Raw genomic sequence first — 16,676 nt, 5'->3', positions numbered from 1 at the left:
GGCATCGCGGTCCGCGCAACGGGGCTTTCGGGAGTCACGCGAAACGTGATACGGGCCGCGCCATGAACGCCGAAGCCCTCACTCCGCCGCGCCCTGCCGACGCCGACGCGCTGATCGCCGATATGGGCGCGCGCGCGCGCGCCGCGGCGAAGCGGCTCGCGGTCGCGACCACCGCCGAAAAGGCGGCGGCGCTGCACGCGGGCGCGGCACAGCTTCGCGCGCAGGCGGCGGCGATCCTCGACGCCAACGCCCGCGACATGGAGGCCGGGCAGGCCGGCGGACTGACCGCGGCGATGCTCGACCGGCTGCGGCTCGACGAGGATCGGCTGAGCGCGATCGCCGATGCGGTCGATGCCGTCGCGGCGCTCCCCGATCCGGTCGGGCGCGAGATCGACCGCGCGGTGCGTCCGAACGGCATGGAACTCAGCCGCGTTCGCGTGCCGCTCGGCGTCGTCGGCATCATCTATGAAAGCCGTCCGAACGTCACCGCCGACGCCGCCGCGCTTGGCCTGATGTCGGGCAATGCGGTGATCCTGCGCGGCGGCAGCGAGGCGGTGCACAGCAACCGCGCGATCCACGCGGCGCTTTCCGCCGGGCTCGCGGCGAGCGGCCTGCCCGCCGACGCGGTGCAGCTCGTGCCCACGCAGGACCGCGCCGCCGTCGGCGCGCTGCTGCGCGCGCAAGGCCTCATCGACATCATCATCCCGCGCGGCGGCAAGGGGCTCGTCGCGCGCGTGCAGGACGAGGCGCGCGTGCCCGTGCTCGCGCATCTCGACGGGATCAACCACCTCTATATCGACGGCGCCGCCGATCCGGCGAAGGCGCTGCCGCTGGCGGTCAACGCCAAGATGCGCCGCACCGGCATCTGCGGCGCGACCGAGACGATCCTGATCGACCGCGCCTATCCCGCGCCGCTCGCCATCGTCGACGCGCTGATCGCGGCTGGTTGCGAAGTGCGCGGCGACAAGGATGTCGCGGCGCTCAGCCCGCATGTCGGCCCCGCATCGGCGGGCGACTGGGACAGCGAATATCTCGACGCGATCGTCTCGATCGCCCTGATCGACGGCCTCGCGGGCGCGCTCGCGCATATCGACGCGCATTCGAGCCGCCACACCGACGCGATCGTCACCGAAGACAAGTCGGCGGCCGAGCGCTTCCTGTCGGAAGTCGACAGCGCGATCGTCATGCACAACGCCTCGACCCAGTTCGCCGACGGCGGGGAATTCGGCCTCGGCGCCGAAATCGGCATCGCGACGGGGCGACTTCATGCAAGGGGGCCGGTCGCGCTCGAAGGACTGACCACCTATAAATGGCTGGTGCGGGGGAATGGCCAGACGCGGCCTTGAATCATTTGTATACAAGTGATACGCTAGCCGCATGACCAAACCGACCGTCATTTCCACGCGCGTAACGTCCGATCTTTCGGCTCGAATCGACACACTAGCAAAAGAACTGGATCGCAGCCGGGCATGGGTGATTGCGAAAGCCATCGAACGCTATATCGAAGAGGAATTGGAGTTCATCGAATTCGTCCGCGAGGGCGAACGTGACATCGAGCAGGGCCGCTATTTCACACAGGAACAAGTTGAGGCCATGTTCGCCGAAAAGCTGGGCAAGCGCAACGCCGCATGAAGCGGGTGATCTGGGCCGAAGCGGCTATAAACGACCTCCACGCCATCGAGAGATATCTGGTGGAAACCTATAGTCCCGTCTTCGCACGACAGATCATTGCCAGCTTGATCGAGGCGGCGCACTGGCTGTTGGATCACCCTCATGGTGGATCGCCGCTGCAAATTGAGGGCTGGCGCAAGTGGCGGCCGCGTAAAAGTCGTCACATCCTGATTTATCGGACAGCGAATGACGGAATAGAAGTGTTGCGTGTGCGTCACGAGCGCAACGATTGGCGCCTGGTCCCTCAAGATTGATCACCACCGGCCTCCTCGGCGGCAGCTTCAACCCGGCGCATGGCGGGCACCGCGCGATCAGCCTCAATGCGATCGAGGCGCTGGAACTCGACGAATTGTGGTGGCTCGTCTCGCCGGGCAATCCGCTGAAGCCCGCGAAGGGCATGGCGCCGCTTCCGGCCCGTCTCGCATCGGCGCAGCGCATGGCGCGGCGTTCGCCGATCCGCGCGACCGCGATCGAGGCCGAACTCGGTACGCGCTATACCGTCGACACGCTCCGGAAACTCGTGCGCCGCTACCCCAACCGTCGCTTCATATGGATCATGGGGGCCGACAATCTGGCCCAATTGCCCCAATGGCGCGACTGGCGGGGGATCGCGCGATTGATGCCGATTGCGGTGATCGCGCGTCCGGGCTATAATGGCCGCACCCACGCTGCACAGGCGATGGGTTGGCTGCGGCGCTTTGTCCGGCCCGCGGACCAGAAACGTCAATGGACGGACTGGAGACCGCCTGCCCTCGTGTTCCTGCGTTTTTCGCCCGACGTGCGATCCGCAACTGCAATACGGCAGGCCGACCCCCGCTGGTTCGAGAGCTATGCAGGCCGCGCCTTGCGCGACCCGCTGACGCATTTGCGCCTGACCATGGATGAAAGGAATGAAACCGCTTGATAGCCGCCAGTAAGGATGCCGCGCCCGGCGCCGCATCCCCTTCAAAGTCTTCGGACTCCAGCGTGGACGCGCTCCACGCGCTGATCCTCCACCAGCTCGACGAGGATCAGGCCCAGGAAACCATCTCGATCCCGCTTGCCGGCAAAAGCAGCATCGCCGATCATATGGTGATCGCGAGCGGCCGGTCGACGCGTCACGTCTCGGCGATCGCCGACAAGCTGGCGCAACGCATCAAGCAGGAAGCGGGCCGCACCGTCCGCGTCGAAGGCCTCCCCAACGCCGACTGGGTCCTGATCGACGCCGGCGACGTCATCGTCCACCTGTTCCGTCCCGAGGTTCGCAGCTTCTACAACCTCGAACGCATGTGGTCGTTCGGAGACGCCCCGCCGGTTGCCGCGGTAAATTGACGCCTTTGCCTCGCTAACGTAGGCGAGGCGTCATGTTGCTGCACATCATCGCGCGCGGACGCATCGGGCGGGGGCCCGAGGCCGAGCTGGTCGAGCGCTATATGAAGCGCGTGACCTGGGCGCAGAAGATTTCGGAGCTTCCCGACACCGGCGGGCGCGTTCCCGCCGCGGCCGACAACAGCCGCACCCTATTGCTCGACGAGGGCGGCGAACAGCTTTCGTCGCTCGAATTCGCCAAATTGCTCGAAAAGTGGCGCGATGGCGGGGTGCGCGAGGCGCGCTTCTGCCTCGGCGCCGCCGACGGCTTCACCCCCGCCGAGCGCGAAGGCGCCGACCGGGTCATCGCCTTCGGCCGTGCGACCTGGCCGCACCTGATGGCACGCGCGATGCTCGCCGAACAATTGTGGCGCGCGACGAGCATCATCGCGGGGCACCCCTATCATCGCGAGGGCCGGCAATGAGGCGCTGGGCCTTTCCCCTGGCGCTGGGCCTTGCCGCCATCGGCACCACGTTGGCGGTCGCGCAAAGCGACGATGTCTTCGACCCTCAGGCGATCGCCGCGCGCGAGCGCGAGCAGCTCCTGACCGCCAAGCGGCAATCGGCCGACGCGATGGCGCGCAGCGCCGCGCTCGAGGCACAGGCGACCGCCGCGCACGACGAGGCCGAGCAGCTGAAGAAGCGCAGCGCAGCGCTCGCCGCGCGCATCCAGTCGGCCGAGGCCGACATCAACGCCGGCGAGGCGCGCGTCGCACTGGTGACGCGGCGGCTCAAGGCGCAGGACGCCCGGCTCGCCGAGCAGCGACAGCCTTTGCTCGAACTCACCGCCGCATTGCAACAGCTCAGCCGCCAGCCGCCGGTGAGCGTTCTTGCCCAGCCCGGATCGCTGACCGACATGGTCCACGCGCGCGCCGTCATCGACGCCGCCATGCCGGTGATCCAGCAGCGCACCGCGGGGGTGCGGCGCGAGCTCGCCGAACTGCGCACCGCGCGGCAGCAGCAGGGAATCGCGTTGCAGGCGCTGGCCGCGAGCAAGACCGAACTCGCCCGGCGCCGCGACGCGCTGACCCGGCTCGAAAATGAAGGCCGCCTGCGCTCGCGCGAGTTGATGAGCAGCGCCCAGCTCGAGGCCGACCGCGCGCTCGGGCTCGGCGAGAAGGCGCGCGACATCGTCGAACTGATGGACGCGCTCGAAACCGACGGCGCGGTGCGCGGCGAACTGGCCCAGCTTGCCGGACCGATTGCGCGCCCGCGCGATCCGACGAGCCCGGTCCTGCAGGCCGCGCCGCCCGCACCGGCCGAGGCCGAGCTCAGCCGCGGTGTCTATCGCCTGCCGGTCGTCGGGCGCATCGTCGCGGGGCTGGGCGAGGTCAATGACAGCGGCGTGCGCTCGCGCGGGATCACCATCGCGGCGCGCCCCGGCGGGCAGGTCGTCGCGCCCGCGCCGGGACGCGTCAGCTTCGCGGGCGATTATCGCGGTTACGGCAAGATCATCATCATCGACCATGGCGGCGGCTGGATTTCGCTGGTCACCGGAATGATCGCGCTGTCGGCGGGGGTCGGCGACACACTGGACGCCGGAGCGCCGATCGGCCGCGCCGGGTCCGACGACAGCCGGATCACCGTCGAACTGCGCCGCGCGGGACGGCCGGTGGACATCGCCCGGATGCTGGGATGATGTCATACCTCTGTCCTGGAACTCGCGCTTGACGCTCCCAAAATTCCGTAGGACGATGGCGCGCCGGGGATTATAAGGCAGGTTCACGCCTGCGCGATTGAAAGATGACCATGACCGAATCGATCCAGACTGCCTCCGCTTCCCGGCGCCGCTTCGCGCTGTGGCAGGGCGCCGCGGCGCTTTCGACCCTTGCGCTCGTCCCGCTCGCGACCGGGGCGATGGCGACCGTCGACGCCTCGACGCAGCAGGAAATCGCCCGCTTCATGGATGTCTTTCTCGAGGTCAAATCCAACTATGTCGAGCCGGTCAGCGACGACAAGCTGATCGAGGGCGCGATCAACGGGATGCTCGCCAGCCTCGACCCGCATTCGGGCTATCTCGACGCGCGCGACTATTCCAATCTGCGCACCCAGACCGACGGCGAATATGGCGGGCTGGGCCTGTCGGTCACGATGGAGGACGGGGTCGTCAAGGTGATCGCGCCGACTGCCGACACCCCCGCCGACCGCGCCGGGGTCAAGGCCGGCGATTATATCACGCACATCAACAAGCAGTTGATTTTCGGGATGACGCTCGACGAGGCGGTCGAGCAGATGCGTGGGCGTCCCGGCACCCAGATCGAGATCACCGTCGTGCGCGAAGGCCAGGACAAGCCGATCGAGATGACGCTGACCCGCGAGATCATCGACGTGAAGCCGGTCAAATGGGAAGTGAAGGACGATGTCGGCGTGCTGACCATCGCCAGCTTCTCCGCCGACGCGACCCGCGACCTCAAGGCCGCGATGATCTCGGTCGAAAAGTCGCTCGGCCACAAACCGCGCGGCTGGGTGCTCGATCTGCGCTCGAACCCCGGCGGGCTGCTCGACGAAGCGGTGGGGGTCAGCGACATTTTCCTCGACCGCGGCGAGATCGTCTCGCAGCGCGGGCGCAAGAAGAACGACATCGAGCGCTATTTCGCCGAACCCGGCGACCTTGCCGGCGGCGCGCCGATGATCGTGCTGATCGACGCGGGCTCCGCCTCCGCTTCCGAAATCGTCGCGGGCGCGCTGCAGGACCAGCACCGCGCGGTAATCATGGGCGAACGCAGCTTCGGCAAGGGATCGGTGCAGACGGTGCTGCCGCTGACCGACACCACCGCGCTCCGCCTCACCACCGCGCGCTATTACACCCCGTCGGGACGCAGCGTACAGGAAGGCGGGATCGAGCCCGACATTCGCGTGCCGCAGCTTTCGGACCCCGATTACAAGGACCGCCCGCGCTTCCGCGAAAGCGACCTGCGCCGCCATCTGATCAACGAGAAGAAGGTCGACAACAGCCTGCTCGAAAAGGATGAGAAGGACGATCCGCGCTTCACCGCAACCGCCGAGGAGTTGAAGGCCAAGGGCATCAAGGATTATCAGCTCTATTATGCGCTGCAGACGATCGGGCGGATCGGTCCGGCGACGCCGCGCATGGCGCAGGGCGGCAAGCCGCCCGCGAAGCCCGCCGCGCGCAACTGATTTGTTCAATCCGTCGTCCCGGCGAAGGCCGGGACCTCGCCTTCTGTATCTGACGCACCGGCGAGATTCCGGCCTTCGCCGGAATGACTATAGTTCAAGGTAAGTGTTGATGCTCCAATCCCGCCTTGCCGCGCCGCTCGTCGCGCTCGCCGCCCCGCTGCTCCTCTATGGCGGCGCGCTCGTGTCGCAGTTCGGCTTCGGCCTCCATCCGTGCGAGATGTGCTATTGGCAGCGCTGGCCGCACCAGGCAGCGATCATGCTGGCGCTGCTCGCGCTGCTCCTCAATCGCAACGACAAGGCGATGCGGTCGCTGACCTGGCTCGCTGCGATTGCCATCGCGATCAGCGGTCTAATCGGGATCTTCCACGCCGGGGTCGAATATGGGCTGTGGGAAGGGCTGACGACGTGCAGCACCAGTCATAGCGGCCCGATTTCGCTCGACGAGATCATGGCGGCGCCGATCATCCGCTGCGACGTCGCGCAGTGGCGGCTGTTCGGCATCTCGCTCGCCGGCTTCAATGCGATCTTCTCGCTCGCCGCCGCCGCGCTCGTCTTGACCTTGCTGCGCCGCCGGACCACATCGGCGGCATGAGCAAGCACCGCACCGCCTCGATGATCCGCGTCGACCAGGCCGGCGAATATGGCGCGACGCGCATCTATGCCGGCCAGCTCGCGGTGATGGGCGACCGCCACCCGATGGCGCGCGAGATCGCGCATATGGCCGAGCAGGAAGAAAGACACCGCGCCTTCTTCGACGCGATGGTCGCGCGCCGCGGGGTGCGGCCGACCGCGCTCCAGCCCATCTGGAACGTCGCGGGCTTCGCGCTCGGCGCGGTGACCGCCGCGATGGGGCCGCGCGCCGCGATGGCCTGCACCGCCGCGGTCGAGACCGAGATCGACCGGCATTACCGTCACCAGATCGACGAACTCGGCGACAGCGACCCCGAACTCAGCGCCGCGGTCGAGGATTTTCGCGCCGAGGAGCTCGAACACAAGGAAGCCGCGCTCGCCGCAGGGGCCGAAAGCGCACCGGGCTATCCGCTGCTCAGCCTCGCGATCCGCGCGGGCTGCCGCGCAGCCATCGCGCTGTCCAAGCGTATCTGATAAAGAATATCCCTCGTCCTCGCCGGGTGCGACGGATGACGGGATGTTCATGGACTATGCAGAGAGCGCGTGCCATTCCGGCCGAAACGCAATGAAGGAAAAAGTGATGACCCGCCTGCCGTTCGCCGCGCTGTTCCTCGCCAGCAGCCTCGCCGCTTTCCCTGCCGCCGCGCAGGAAACCAACACGGTGAACGCCGACAAGATCAACCAGGTGATCATCTATGGCGACGACAAGTGCGAGCAGTCGAGCCCTGACGAGATCGTCGTCTGCAACCGCCTGCCCGAACAGGACCGGTATCGCGTCCCCCAGATTTTCCGCGGTGGCGATCCGCTCGACCCGCGCAATCAGGCGTGGCTCAACCGCGTGACTTCGATGGAGCGCGTCGGCCGTTTCGGCACCGACAGCTGCTCGCCGGTCGGGCTCGGCGGCTTCACCGGCTGCACGCAGGCGCTCCTCGCGGGCGCCAAGGCCGAGCGCCAGGCAGCCGACAAGACCGACTGGCAGGCGATGATCGCCGACGAACGCGCCAAGCGGCTCGCCGGTATCGACGCCGCGGCGGACGAGGTCGAAGCCGCGGTGGTCGCCGAGGAGAAAGCGCTCGCCGAACGGCAGAAGGCGGCCGAGGAGCTCGAACGCCAGGCCAGCGGACAAGCTCCGGCGCCAGAGACGCCCGATGTTGACGCGGGCGACCTGCCGGTTCCGCCGAAGAAATAAGCGAAAAAGTAGCTGTTCCCCCGCGAAGGCGGGGGCCCATCTCCGGTCGGCGCTATTTTGAACCAGCGGGAGATGGGTCCCCGCCTTCGCGGGGACACGGTTGATTTAGGAAACCGGGCCGCTCACCCCTCGCGCGGCGTCCACGGCGCCGGGCCGCGTCCCTTCCACCAGCGCAGCAACAGGCCGAGCGCGACGCCGACGCCAATCGCGACCGTCAGGTCGGCGAACACCGTCAGCACCAGCGTCAGCACGAGCAGCAAGAGTTCGTCGCGCGGCAGCGCGAGGTGACCGCGCCATTTCTCGACCTCCGCCATGTTGAGCGCAGTGACGAGCAGCACCGCCGCGAGCGCCGGCAGCGCCAGCGCGCCGGCGAGCTTTCCCGCGACGAGCAGCACCGCGAGCATCACCAACGCGTGCACCATCCCCGCGATCGGGGTGCGCCCGCCGGCGCGGACGTTGGTCGCGGTGCGCGCGATCGCGCCGGTCACCGGCAGCCCGCCGAACAGTGGCGAGACGATATTCGCATAACCCTGCGCGAGCAGTTCGGCGCTCGGGCGGTGATGGCCGCCGAACATGCGATCGGCGACGATCGCCGACAGCAAGGATTCGACCCCCGCGAGAAAGGCGATGGTGAAGGCCGAAGGCAGCAGTTCGATCAGACGATCCGCCGTCACCTGCGGCCAGTGCGGCGCCGGAAGCCCCGATGGCAGCGCGCCGAAGCGCGATCCCACCGTATCGACCGGCAGGTGAAAGGCGGCGACCGCCAGCGAAGCAAGGCCGACCGCGATCACCAGCACCGGCCAGCGCGGACGCCAGCGCCGCAGCAGCAGGATCGCGGCGACGGTCGCCGCGGTGACGCCCAGCGCCGCGGGGCTGAGCGTCGCGCGCGCCGCCCATAGCGCCTCGATCTTCGGGATCATGTCGGCGGGAACCTTGCCCGCCGACAGGCCGAGCGCATCCTGAAGCTGGCTGGCGGCGATAATCGTCGCGATGCCGATGGTGAAGCCGTCGATCACCGGTTCGGGCACCAGCGCGATCAGCCGGCCGGCGCGGAAGAAGCCGGCGATCGTCAGAATAATTCCCGCCATGATCGTCGCGACGATCAGCCCGTCCATCCCGTGATTCTGGATGACGCTATAGACGACGACGATGAAGGCGCCGGTCGGCCCGCCGATCTGCACCCGGCTGCCGCTCGTCGCCGAGATGATGAAGCCGCCGATGATCGCGGTGACGAGCCCGACGAAGGGCGTGCTGCCCGACGCAATGGCGATCGCGATGCAGAGGGGTAGCGCCACGAGCGCGACGCTGACCCCGGCCAACGCATCGGCGCGAAACAGCGGCCAGCTGTAATCGCGCATCGTATCCAGCAGCTTGGGCCGGCGCATCGCATCTCCTTGAGCAAGGGTCCGCCCGATGCGCTAGGCCCCGGCCCGCGCCGGGGTCAAGCGTCAGTTCAGCAGATATTGCTTCCAGAAGAGCAATGAGGCCCAGAAGGTGTAATCGACATTCTCCTTCTTGCCCCACTGATGCCCCTCGTTGGTCGCGACCAGATGCCAGGCGGTGCCGCCATTTTTTCGCACGGCGGCCACGACCTGCTCGGCCTCCGATGCCGGGACGCGCGGGTCGTTGGCGCCGGTAACGACGAACAACGGCTTCTTGATGTCGGCGACGCGGGTGAGCGGCGAGATTTCCATCAGCTTCGCCCGCTGCGCGGGATCGCGCTCGTCGCCATATTCGACGCGGCGCAGGTCGCGGCGATATTCCTGCGTATTCTCGAGGAAGGTCACGAAGTTCGAAATGGCGACGACGCACAGGTTCGCGCGCAGCTTGTCGGCGAAATGCGTCGCGGCGGCATAGCACATATAGCCGCCATAGCTGCGCCCGGTCAGCCCGAAGCGCGTCGCGTCGAGCCCCGGATCCTTCGCGAGCGCGTCGAGAAACACGCCCATGTCCTTGACGCTGTCCTCGCGCTTGAACGGCCCGTTGTCGAGGCCGACGAAGCGCTTGCCATAGCCGGTCGAGCCGCGGACGTTGGGGTAGAAATAGGCGACCCCCAACTCGTTGACGATATAATTGGTGCTGCCCAGATACTCGGGGCGCCACTGGCTTTCCGGCCCGCCGTGGACATGCATGATCAGCGGGCGCTTGCCGGGGAATTTCGCGGGGTCGGGGCGATAGAGGAAACCCGACATCTCGAGCCCGTCGAAGCTCTTGATCGTGACCAGTTCGGGCTCGATATTGCGCGCGGCGTCGAGGCCGCCGGTCTCGCTTTGCGTCCAGCGGGTCACGGCGAGCGTTTCGGGATCGACGCTATAGGCGTCGGCGGCGCTGCGCGCCGAGGTGAAGCCGATGCCAATCGCGCCCCACGGCGCGATCTCGAGATGGCCGATCACGCCCGCGGGCAGCGCATCGACCGTCCGCGCGGCGCCGCTCGCGACATCGAGCACGCGCAACCGGCTCACCCCCGCCTCGTTGATCGCATAAGCGATGAAGCGCCCGTCGGGGGAGATGTCGAACGCCTCGACGTCCCATGTCTCGGCCGGGCCGCGCGGCGTGAAAGCGCCGGTCTTCGGGTCGAGGGTGCCGAGGCGCAGCACGTCGCTGCCGGCGTCGCTCGTGGCCCAGATCGTGCCGTCGGGCGCGAAGGAAACGCCCTCGAAAGCGATCTTCTTCTTGTGATCGCCGATCGGGGTCATCTTGCCGCTCGCGAGGTCGAGGCGGAACAGGTCGGTCTTTTCGATCGAGGCCGATCGCGTGGCGAGCGCCCAGCTCTTGTCGGGCGCAAAGCCGGCGACCGACCAGCCGTTGCTGTCGACCTGCGCCGCCAGCCGTGTAGACGCCGGATCGCGCGGGTTCATGACGTAAATATCGTTGTCGCGGCCGTTACGCCGCGTCGAGGTGAAGGCGACGAGGCTGCCGTCCTTGCTCCACGCGTCGAGCGAATTGCGGCTCTTGCCGTCGGTGAGCAGGCGAAGGCGCCCGTCCTTCATCGCATAGATCTGATAGAATTCGCTGCCGCCGACGTCCTTCTGGACCAGCATCATGTCGCCGCTCGACGGCGACCAGCCGCCATGCGCCACCGGTTCCGCCTCGAAGGTCAATTGCTCGCGCGCGGCCATCGGGCGGGCGACACGGTGAAGCTGCGTCGTGTTGCCGAAGCGCGTCGCGATCAGCATCGATTTGTCGGCGGGGTTCCAGCCGACGAAGGCGGCGCCGCGATATTCCATATAGGGACGCGTCGCGGCGGTCAGCTCGGCGGGCACCGCGGGCACGCCGTCGGCGACGAGCGCCGCGGGCTTCGGTTCGACCGCCGCGTCGCCCTCGGCGGCGATCGCCGGCGCGAACGGAAGGGTCAAGGCGGCGAGAGCGGCCAGATAACGCATCGGTGATTTTCCCTATTGCTGAAAGACGAGCGGCAAGACTTACCCGCCCAGCCATTCGATGCAAGGTTTCGACGGAAACCGGTTCACCAGCGGCCAGCCAGCGCCATCCATCGCGAAATGGTCATAAAACACGACGAATGACGCCGATATGGCAGCGATTCAGGCACTCCAACCCGGATTCGTGGCGAATCCGCGACGAAGCGAATGCAAAAATTAACGAATCGCTGGCAGAGTGTCTTGACTTGGGAATTTTTGGGGCAAAACGTGGCGTTTCTGGGAATCGCCAGCCGGAGGGGCTGAAAACATGGCATCGACGTTCGGACCGCGCCTCTGGCGCCGATCGACTGCAAGCGTACCGCCTGCGCGCAGCTTGGGCCGCCGCATGACCGTTCACGCCGCCGCCGCCCTCATCGCCTTTGCCGCCTTGCAGATCTGGCTCGTGACGAGCGCGGTCGCCGCCGGAGCGCCGTCGGCGCTGATCGCGGTGGCGCTCGTCATGCTCCTCGCGCTCGCCGTCCCGATCGCGCGGATGACCGAACGCCATTGGTATCACCTCAGCCGCCAGGCGCTGGCAAGCTGGGGCCTTCACGCGCGTTTCCGCCGCGACGTCCGCCGCCTGTGGGCCGCCGCGCTGACTTTGCCCTTCCTGTGGGTCAGCGGCGCGATGGCCGCGACCGACGCCATCGCCGCGATCGCGCGCTGACTCCATCTTTGCTTTCGTCATGCCGGACTTGATCCGGCATCCATTCACGCGACGCCGCTTATAATGGACCCCGGATCAAGTCCGGGGTGACGAAGGGAAATCGGTTCGACGCCCTTCGGTTTGCCGACATAGATTTTGACGCTGGCCCGCGCGCCGTATAGGGCGCGGACATGCTGACCGTTTCCGAAGCCCTAGACCGCGCGCAGATGCTCTGCGACGCCGCGACCAAGGCTGGCGCCGATGCCGCCGACGCGCTCTATTACTGCAATGCCGCCACCTCGGTCTCGATGCGCCTCGGCGCGCTCGAGGATGTCGAGCGGTCCGAAGGGCAGGACATATCACTGCGCGTCTTCGTCGGCCAGCGCAGCGCCAGCGTGTCGACCGCCGACATGGATGCCGGCGAACTCGCGAAACTGGTCGAGCGCTGCGTCGCGATGGCACGCGAGGCGCCCGAAGACCCCTATGCCGGCCTCGCCCCCGAGGACCGGCTCTTCCGCGGTCCGGTCCCCGATTATGATCTCGACGACGGCAGCGAAGCCGATCCACAGGCGCTGCGCGAAGCCGCGCTGGCAGTCGAGGAAGCGGCGCGCGCGGTCGCGGGGGTCACCAACAGCGAGGGCGGCAGCGCGAGCCACAGCCGCACCCGCTTCGCGCTCGTGACCAGCCACGGCTTCGCCGGCGGCTATGGATCGAGCGGGCACAGCCTGTCAGCGAGCGTCATCGCAGGCGAAGGCGCGGCGATGCAGCGCGACTATGGCTGGCACAGCGCGCACCACCTGTCCGACCTCGAAAGCGTCGAAGACATCGGGACGCGCGCGGGCACCCGCGCCGTGGCGCGACTGAACCCCGGCAAGGCGCCGGTCGGCAAGGTGCCGGTGCTGCTCGACCCGCGCGTCAGCGGCGGCATCGTCGGCCATCTTCTCTCCGCGATCGCCGGACCCGCGGTCGCGCGCGGAACCAGCTTCCTGCTCGGCAAGGAAGAGCAACAGCTTTTCGACCGCGCCATCGTCATCCGCGACGACCCGCACCGCCCACGCGGCCTGCGCAGCCGCGCTTTCGACGGCGAGGGTCTGCCGACCGCGCCGCGCGATATCGTGACCGGCGGCCGGATCACCGGCTGGCTGCTCGACACGGCGTCGGCGAAACAGCTCGGCCTCCAGCCCACCGGCCATGCCAGCCGTGGCGGCGGCGCGGCGGGGGTGACCGCGAGCAACCTCCACCTCGCGGCGGGAACGCAAAGCCCCGAAGCGCTGATGGCCGACATCGAGGAAGGCGTCTATCTGACCGAGCTGATCGGCCAGGGCGTCAATCCGGTCACCGGCGACTATAGCCGCGGCGCGTCGGGCTTCCTGATCCAGGGCGGCCGGATCGCCGGGCCGATCGCCGAGTTCACCGTCGCGGGCAATCTGGTCGATATGTTCGCCGCGCTCGTCCCCGCCGACGACCTCGAATTCCGCCACGCGGTCAACGCGCCGACGCTCCGCATCGACGGCATGACCGTCGCGAGCGCCTAGGGCGCTCCGCCGTGCCCGGCCGCAACCTCGAAGCCGTGATCGCCGCGACCCGCGAGGTCGGCGACATGGCGATGGCGCGCTGGCGCGGCGAGGGCAAGGCGGTCAGCGTCTGGAACAAGTCGCACGACAATCCGGTCAGCGACGTCGACCTGGCGGTCGATGCGCGGCTGAAGGCGGTGCTCGGCGCGATCGAGCCGCGCGCCGGCTGGCTGTCCGAAGAGACCGCCGACAATGAAGACCGCCTGGCGTGCCGCGCGATGTGGTGCGTCGATCCGATCGACGGCACGCGCGACTTCATCCGCGGCCGCCCCGGCTGGTGCGTGTCGGTTGCGCTCGTCGTCGACGGTGCGCCCGAACTCGGCGTCCTCTATGCCCCCGCGCTCGACGAATTGTGGGTCGCGCAAAAGGGGCATGGCGCGACGCTCAATGGCGAGGCGCTGCGCGCGAGCCGGCGGATGATCTTCGACGGGTCGCGCGTTCCCGCCGACAGCCTGCCCAAGATCGACCGCGACCTGATCATGGTCACCAAGCCGAACAGCATCGCGCTGCGCATGGCGCTCGTCGCCGACGACCGGGCCGACCTGGTCGCAACGCTGCGCTGGGGCTTCGAGTGGGACGTCGCCGCCGCAGCGCTGATCGCGACCGAGGCGGGGGCGATCGTCACCGATGCCTTCGGCAAACCGCTCGCCTTCAACACCCCGCGCGCACAAGCCTTCGGCGTCATCGCCTGCGCCCCCGGAATCCATCGCGCCGTGGTGAGCCGCTTGCACGACCGCGCGGTGGCGCTTACATCGTCGTCCTGACCGTCGATCACCCCGCGCGAACCGCCGCAGTCCGCTTGACTTTCGGCCCGACTCACCTTAGTTGCGCATCCATTCCAACAGCCTGACCGGACGGCGAAGCGCGGCAAGCGCATTCGTGGTCCGTTTTTTGCGTTGGAAATCAGACGCTTTGAGATAGGACTCGTCTGCCAGCGAGTCCTGTGGAGCAGGAGAAAGAACAGCATGGCACGTATCGCGGGCGTCAACCTGCCCACCAACAAGCGCGTTATCATTGCGCTCACCTATATCCACGGCATCGGCCGCAAGACCGCCGTCGACATCGCCGACAAGCTGGGCATCGACCACAGCCGTCGCATCCAGGATCTTTCGGACGCCGAAATCCTCCAGATTCGCGAAACGCTAGACGCCGACCATACGGTCGAGGGTGACCTTCGCCGCAACACGGCGATGAACATCAAGCGCCTGATGGACCTCGCTTGCTATCGCGGCCTGCGTCATCGCAAGGGCCTTCCCGTTCGCGGCCAGCGCACGCACACCAATGCGCGCACCCGCAAGGGCAAGGCGAAGCCGATCGCCGGCAAGAAGAAGTAAGCCGGTTTTTCCGCGCCGGTGGCCGCCCTTTGACGGCTGCGCCCCGGCCCGCTTTACGGATTTAGGACAGGATTTCATCAATGGCTCGTGAACCGCAGCGCCTTCGTCGGCGCGAACGCAAGAATATCTCGTCGGGTGTGGCCCACGTCAACGCGACCTTCAACAACACGATGATCACCATCACCGACGCGCAGGGCAATGCGATTGCCTGGTCGAGCGCCGGCATGATGGGCTTCAAGGGCAGCCGCAAGTCGACCCCTTACGCCGCGCAGGTCTGCGCCGAGGACGCGGGCAAGAAGGCCGCTGAGCACGGCGTCCGCACCCTCGAAGTCGAGGTCAAGGGCCCCGGTGCCGGTCGTGAATCGGCGCTCCGCGCCCTGCAGGCGGTCGGTTTCCACATCACGTCTATCCGCGACGTGACGCCGATCCCGCACAATGGTGTCCGCCCGGCCAAGCGCCGCCGCGTCTGACGCCTTTTCGGGCGCACCCCGCCGGGGTCCGCCCGCACCAAATCTCTCGCTGGATGGGTAGCCGACCCCTGCCCGTCCCGCCCAAAGCAAAGGGAAGTCCATGACTGTCAATATCCGGAACTGGCAGGAATTGAAGAAGCCCAGCAACCTGGAAATCAAGGCCGGCGGCGACGGCAAGCGCAAGGCGACCTTCGTCGCCGAGCCGCTTGAGCGTGGTTTCGGCCTGACGCTCGGCAACGCGCTGCGCCGCGTTCTGCTCTCGTCGCTCCAGGGTGCGGCCATCACGTCGATCAAGATCGAGAACGTCCTGCACGAATTCTCGAGCCTGGCCGGCGTGCGCGAGGATGTCACCGACATCGTCCTCAACGTCAAGCAGATCGCGCTCAAGATGGAAGGCGAAGGCCCGAAGCGGCTCCAGCTTTCGGCCACCGGCCCCGCGACCGTCAAGGCCGGCGACATCATGGTGTCGGGCGACATCAAGGTGATGAACCCGAACCATGTCATCTGTCACCTCGACGACGGCGCGACGCTGAACATGGAACTCGTCGCCGACAGCGGCAAGGGCTATGTCCCCGCGACCGCCAACCGTCCGGCCGACGCGCCGATCGGCCTGATCCCGGTCGACTCGCTCTTCTCGCCCGTCCGCCAGGTCGCCTACAAGGTCGACAATGCGCGTATCGGCCAGGAACTCGACTTCGACAAGCTGAGCCTGACCGTCGAAACCGACGGCACGGTAACCCCGGAAGACGCCGTCGCTTACGCCGCGCGCATCCTCCAGGACCAGCTTCAGGTCTTCGTCCACTTCGAAGAGGCGATGAACGACAGCGGCATGATCGGCATGGCGGCGCCGTCGACCACCGCCGACGAGTCCGACGTCAACCAGCTCAACCGCTTCCTTCTCAAGAAGGTCGACGAACTCGAACTGTCGGTCCGCAGCGCCAACTGCCTCAAGAACGACAACATCATCTACATCGGCGATCTGGTCCAGAAGACCGAAGCCGAAATGCTTCGCACCCCGAACTTCGGCCGCAAGTCCCTGAACGAAATCAAGGAAGTGCTGTCGTCGATGGGCCTGCGCCTCGGCATGGATATCCCCGGCTGGCCGCCGGAGAATATCGAGGAAATGGCGAAGAAGCTCGAGCAGGAACTGCTTGGGTGAAGATAGGCGTCGCCCCAGCGAAAGCTGGGGCCGCTATCGCGGTGAGACACCGCTAGCGATTCCGGCTTTCGCTGGGATGACGATTTCGGGAAATGGGTC

General features: G+C 67.3%; 19 protein-coding genes. 17 read left to right on the top strand and 2 right to left on the bottom strand.

Annotated features, from left to right (window positions below; all coding sequences use genetic code 11):
• The first annotated feature begins 62 nt into the window (after positions 1-62).
• The 11 genes from VHO04_RS02570 (at position 63) to VHO04_RS02520 (ending at position 7,975) form a co-directional block, all read left to right on the top strand.
• Positions 63-1,346, top strand: coding sequence for a glutamate-5-semialdehyde dehydrogenase (locus VHO04_RS02570; protein ID WP_329626902.1), 1,284 nt, complete (start codon positions 63-65; stop codon positions 1,344-1,346).
• 31 nt (positions 1,347-1,377) lie between these two features.
• Positions 1,378-1,632 (top strand): CopG family ribbon-helix-helix protein, encoded by a 255-nt coding sequence (locus VHO04_RS02565; RefSeq protein WP_257544514.1) that lies wholly within the window; start codon positions 1,378-1,380, stop codon positions 1,630-1,632.
• On the top strand, positions 1,629-1,925 hold the full coding sequence (locus VHO04_RS02560) for a type II toxin-antitoxin system RelE/ParE family toxin (protein WP_329626901.1): 297 nt from the start codon (positions 1,629-1,631) through the stop codon (positions 1,923-1,925). Before VHO04_RS02565 ends, VHO04_RS02560 begins: the two co-directional genes overlap by 4 nt.
• Positions 1,922-2,575 carry a nicotinate-nucleotide adenylyltransferase gene (locus VHO04_RS02555; RefSeq protein WP_329626900.1) on the top strand — a complete coding sequence of 218 codons (654 nt, stop codon included), beginning with the start codon at positions 1,922-1,924 and terminating at the stop codon, positions 2,573-2,575. Before VHO04_RS02560 ends, VHO04_RS02555 begins: the two co-directional genes overlap by 4 nt.
• Positions 2,575-2,982 (top strand): ribosome silencing factor, encoded by a 408-nt coding sequence (gene rsfS / locus VHO04_RS02550; protein ID WP_414713077.1) that lies wholly within the window; start codon positions 2,575-2,577, stop codon positions 2,980-2,982. Before VHO04_RS02555 ends, rsfS begins: the two co-directional genes overlap by 1 nt.
• A gap of 32 nt (positions 2,983-3,014) precedes the next feature.
• Complete coding sequence (locus VHO04_RS02545; RefSeq protein WP_329626898.1) at positions 3,015-3,443, top strand: 23S rRNA (pseudouridine(1915)-N(3))-methyltransferase RlmH; 429 nt, start codon at positions 3,015-3,017, stop codon at positions 3,441-3,443.
• Positions 3,440-4,657 (top strand): murein hydrolase activator EnvC family protein, encoded by a 1,218-nt coding sequence (locus tag VHO04_RS02540; RefSeq protein ID WP_329626897.1) that lies wholly within the window; start codon positions 3,440-3,442, stop codon positions 4,655-4,657. The genes VHO04_RS02545 and VHO04_RS02540 overlap by 4 nt, the downstream gene beginning before the upstream one ends.
• 110 nt (positions 4,658-4,767) lie before the next feature.
• On the top strand, positions 4,768-6,156 hold the full coding sequence (locus VHO04_RS02535) for a S41 family peptidase (RefSeq protein ID WP_329626896.1): 1,389 nt from the start codon (positions 4,768-4,770) through the stop codon (positions 6,154-6,156).
• A 109-nt stretch (positions 6,157-6,265) separates the two neighbouring features.
• A complete protein-coding gene (locus VHO04_RS02530) occupies positions 6,266-6,748 on the top strand; it encodes a disulfide bond formation protein B (protein ID WP_329626895.1) in 483 nt (160 codons plus the stop codon).
• Positions 6,745-7,260 (top strand): demethoxyubiquinone hydroxylase family protein, encoded by a 516-nt coding sequence (locus tag VHO04_RS02525; protein WP_329626894.1) that lies wholly within the window; start codon positions 6,745-6,747, stop codon positions 7,258-7,260. Before VHO04_RS02530 ends, VHO04_RS02525 begins: the two co-directional genes overlap by 4 nt.
• Positions 7,261-7,366: 106 nt before the next feature.
• Positions 7,367-7,975 (top strand): hypothetical protein, encoded by a 609-nt coding sequence (locus tag VHO04_RS02520; protein ID WP_329626893.1) that lies wholly within the window; start codon positions 7,367-7,369, stop codon positions 7,973-7,975.
• 122 nt (positions 7,976-8,097) lie between these two features.
• On the opposite strand, the gene VHO04_RS02515 is transcribed toward VHO04_RS02520, so the two are convergent.
• Together VHO04_RS02515 and VHO04_RS02510 are read right to left on the bottom strand one after the other, a co-directional pair.
• Positions 8,098-9,360 carry a SulP family inorganic anion transporter gene (locus tag VHO04_RS02515; protein ID WP_329626892.1) on the bottom strand — a complete coding sequence of 421 codons (1,263 nt, stop codon included), beginning with the start codon at positions 9,358-9,360 and terminating at the stop codon, positions 8,098-8,100.
• Between the two features lie 63 nt (positions 9,361-9,423).
• Positions 9,424-11,358, bottom strand: coding sequence for a S9 family peptidase (locus VHO04_RS02510; RefSeq protein WP_329626891.1), 1,935 nt, complete (start codon positions 11,356-11,358; stop codon positions 9,424-9,426).
• A gap of 382 nt (positions 11,359-11,740) precedes the next feature.
• Between VHO04_RS02510 and VHO04_RS02505 the strand changes: the two genes are divergently transcribed.
• From VHO04_RS02505 to VHO04_RS02480, 6 genes are all read left to right on the top strand, one after another.
• Entirely contained in the window at positions 11,741-12,061 is a 321-nt protein-coding gene (locus VHO04_RS02505; protein WP_297661337.1) for a hypothetical protein, read from the top strand.
• 170 nt (positions 12,062-12,231) lie between these two features.
• Positions 12,232-13,575 (top strand): TldD/PmbA family protein, encoded by a 1,344-nt coding sequence (locus VHO04_RS02500; protein WP_329626890.1) that lies wholly within the window; start codon positions 12,232-12,234, stop codon positions 13,573-13,575.
• Positions 13,576-13,586: 11 nt separating this feature from the next.
• Entirely contained in the window at positions 13,587-14,378 is a 792-nt protein-coding gene (locus VHO04_RS02495; protein ID WP_329626889.1) for a 3'(2'),5'-bisphosphate nucleotidase CysQ, read from the top strand.
• Between the two features lie 201 nt (positions 14,379-14,579).
• Complete coding sequence (gene rpsM / locus VHO04_RS02490; RefSeq protein WP_184098428.1) at positions 14,580-14,948, top strand: 30S ribosomal protein S13; 369 nt, start codon at positions 14,580-14,582, stop codon at positions 14,946-14,948.
• 80 nt (positions 14,949-15,028) lie between these two features.
• Positions 15,029-15,418 (top strand): 30S ribosomal protein S11, encoded by a 390-nt coding sequence (gene rpsK, locus VHO04_RS02485; RefSeq protein ID WP_003040416.1) that lies wholly within the window; start codon positions 15,029-15,031, stop codon positions 15,416-15,418.
• 100 nt (positions 15,419-15,518) lie between these two features.
• Positions 15,519-16,577: a DNA-directed RNA polymerase subunit alpha gene (locus tag VHO04_RS02480; RefSeq protein ID WP_329626888.1), complete on the top strand. Its 1,059-nt coding sequence runs from the start codon at positions 15,519-15,521 to the stop codon at positions 16,575-16,577.
• The last annotated feature ends 99 nt before the right edge of the window (positions 16,578-16,676 follow it).

The sequence above is a fragment of the Sphingopyxis sp. genome, assembly GCF_036261875.1.
In the GTDB taxonomy this organism is placed as follows: Bacteria; Pseudomonadota; Alphaproteobacteria; order Sphingomonadales; family Sphingomonadaceae; genus Sphingopyxis.
This window is presented reverse-complemented; position numbering and strand designations above follow the sequence as displayed.

What these genes read in the sequence shown, in the direction of transcription:
- VHO04_RS02515 (WP_329626892.1), bottom strand. Translation starts at nt 9,360, where the DNA reads ATGCGCCGGCCCAAGCTGCTGGATACGATGCGCGATTACAGCTGGCCG.
- VHO04_RS02500 (WP_329626890.1), top strand. Translation starts at nt 12,232, where the DNA reads ATGCTGACCGTTTCCGAAGCCCTAGACCGCGCGCAGATGCTCTGCGAC.
- VHO04_RS02505 (WP_297661337.1), top strand. Translation starts at nt 11,741, where the DNA reads ATGACCGTTCACGCCGCCGCCGCCCTCATCGCCTTTGCCGCCTTGCAG.
- VHO04_RS02545 (WP_329626898.1), top strand. Translation starts at nt 3,015, where the DNA reads ATGTTGCTGCACATCATCGCGCGCGGACGCATCGGGCGGGGGCCCGAG.
- rpsM (WP_184098428.1), top strand. Translation starts at nt 14,580, where the DNA reads ATGGCACGTATCGCGGGCGTCAACCTGCCCACCAACAAGCGCGTTATC.
- VHO04_RS02565 (WP_257544514.1), top strand. Translation starts at nt 1,378, where the DNA reads ATGACCAAACCGACCGTCATTTCCACGCGCGTAACGTCCGATCTTTCG.
- VHO04_RS02510 (WP_329626891.1), bottom strand. Translation starts at nt 11,358, where the DNA reads ATGCGTTATCTGGCCGCTCTCGCCGCCTTGACCCTTCCGTTCGCGCCG.
- rpsK (WP_003040416.1), top strand. Translation starts at nt 15,029, where the DNA reads ATGGCTCGTGAACCGCAGCGCCTTCGTCGGCGCGAACGCAAGAATATC.
- VHO04_RS02530 (WP_329626895.1), top strand. Translation starts at nt 6,266, where the DNA reads ATGCTCCAATCCCGCCTTGCCGCGCCGCTCGTCGCGCTCGCCGCCCCG.
- VHO04_RS02535 (WP_329626896.1), top strand. Translation starts at nt 4,768, where the DNA reads ATGACCGAATCGATCCAGACTGCCTCCGCTTCCCGGCGCCGCTTCGCG.
- VHO04_RS02520 (WP_329626893.1), top strand. Translation starts at nt 7,367, where the DNA reads ATGACCCGCCTGCCGTTCGCCGCGCTGTTCCTCGCCAGCAGCCTCGCC.
- VHO04_RS02525 (WP_329626894.1), top strand. Translation starts at nt 6,745, where the DNA reads ATGAGCAAGCACCGCACCGCCTCGATGATCCGCGTCGACCAGGCCGGC.
- VHO04_RS02480 (WP_329626888.1), top strand. Translation starts at nt 15,519, where the DNA reads ATGACTGTCAATATCCGGAACTGGCAGGAATTGAAGAAGCCCAGCAAC.
- VHO04_RS02560 (WP_329626901.1), top strand. Translation starts at nt 1,629, where the DNA reads ATGAAGCGGGTGATCTGGGCCGAAGCGGCTATAAACGACCTCCACGCC.
- VHO04_RS02570 (WP_329626902.1), top strand. Translation starts at nt 63, where the DNA reads ATGAACGCCGAAGCCCTCACTCCGCCGCGCCCTGCCGACGCCGACGCG.
- VHO04_RS02540 (WP_329626897.1), top strand. Translation starts at nt 3,440, where the DNA reads ATGAGGCGCTGGGCCTTTCCCCTGGCGCTGGGCCTTGCCGCCATCGGC.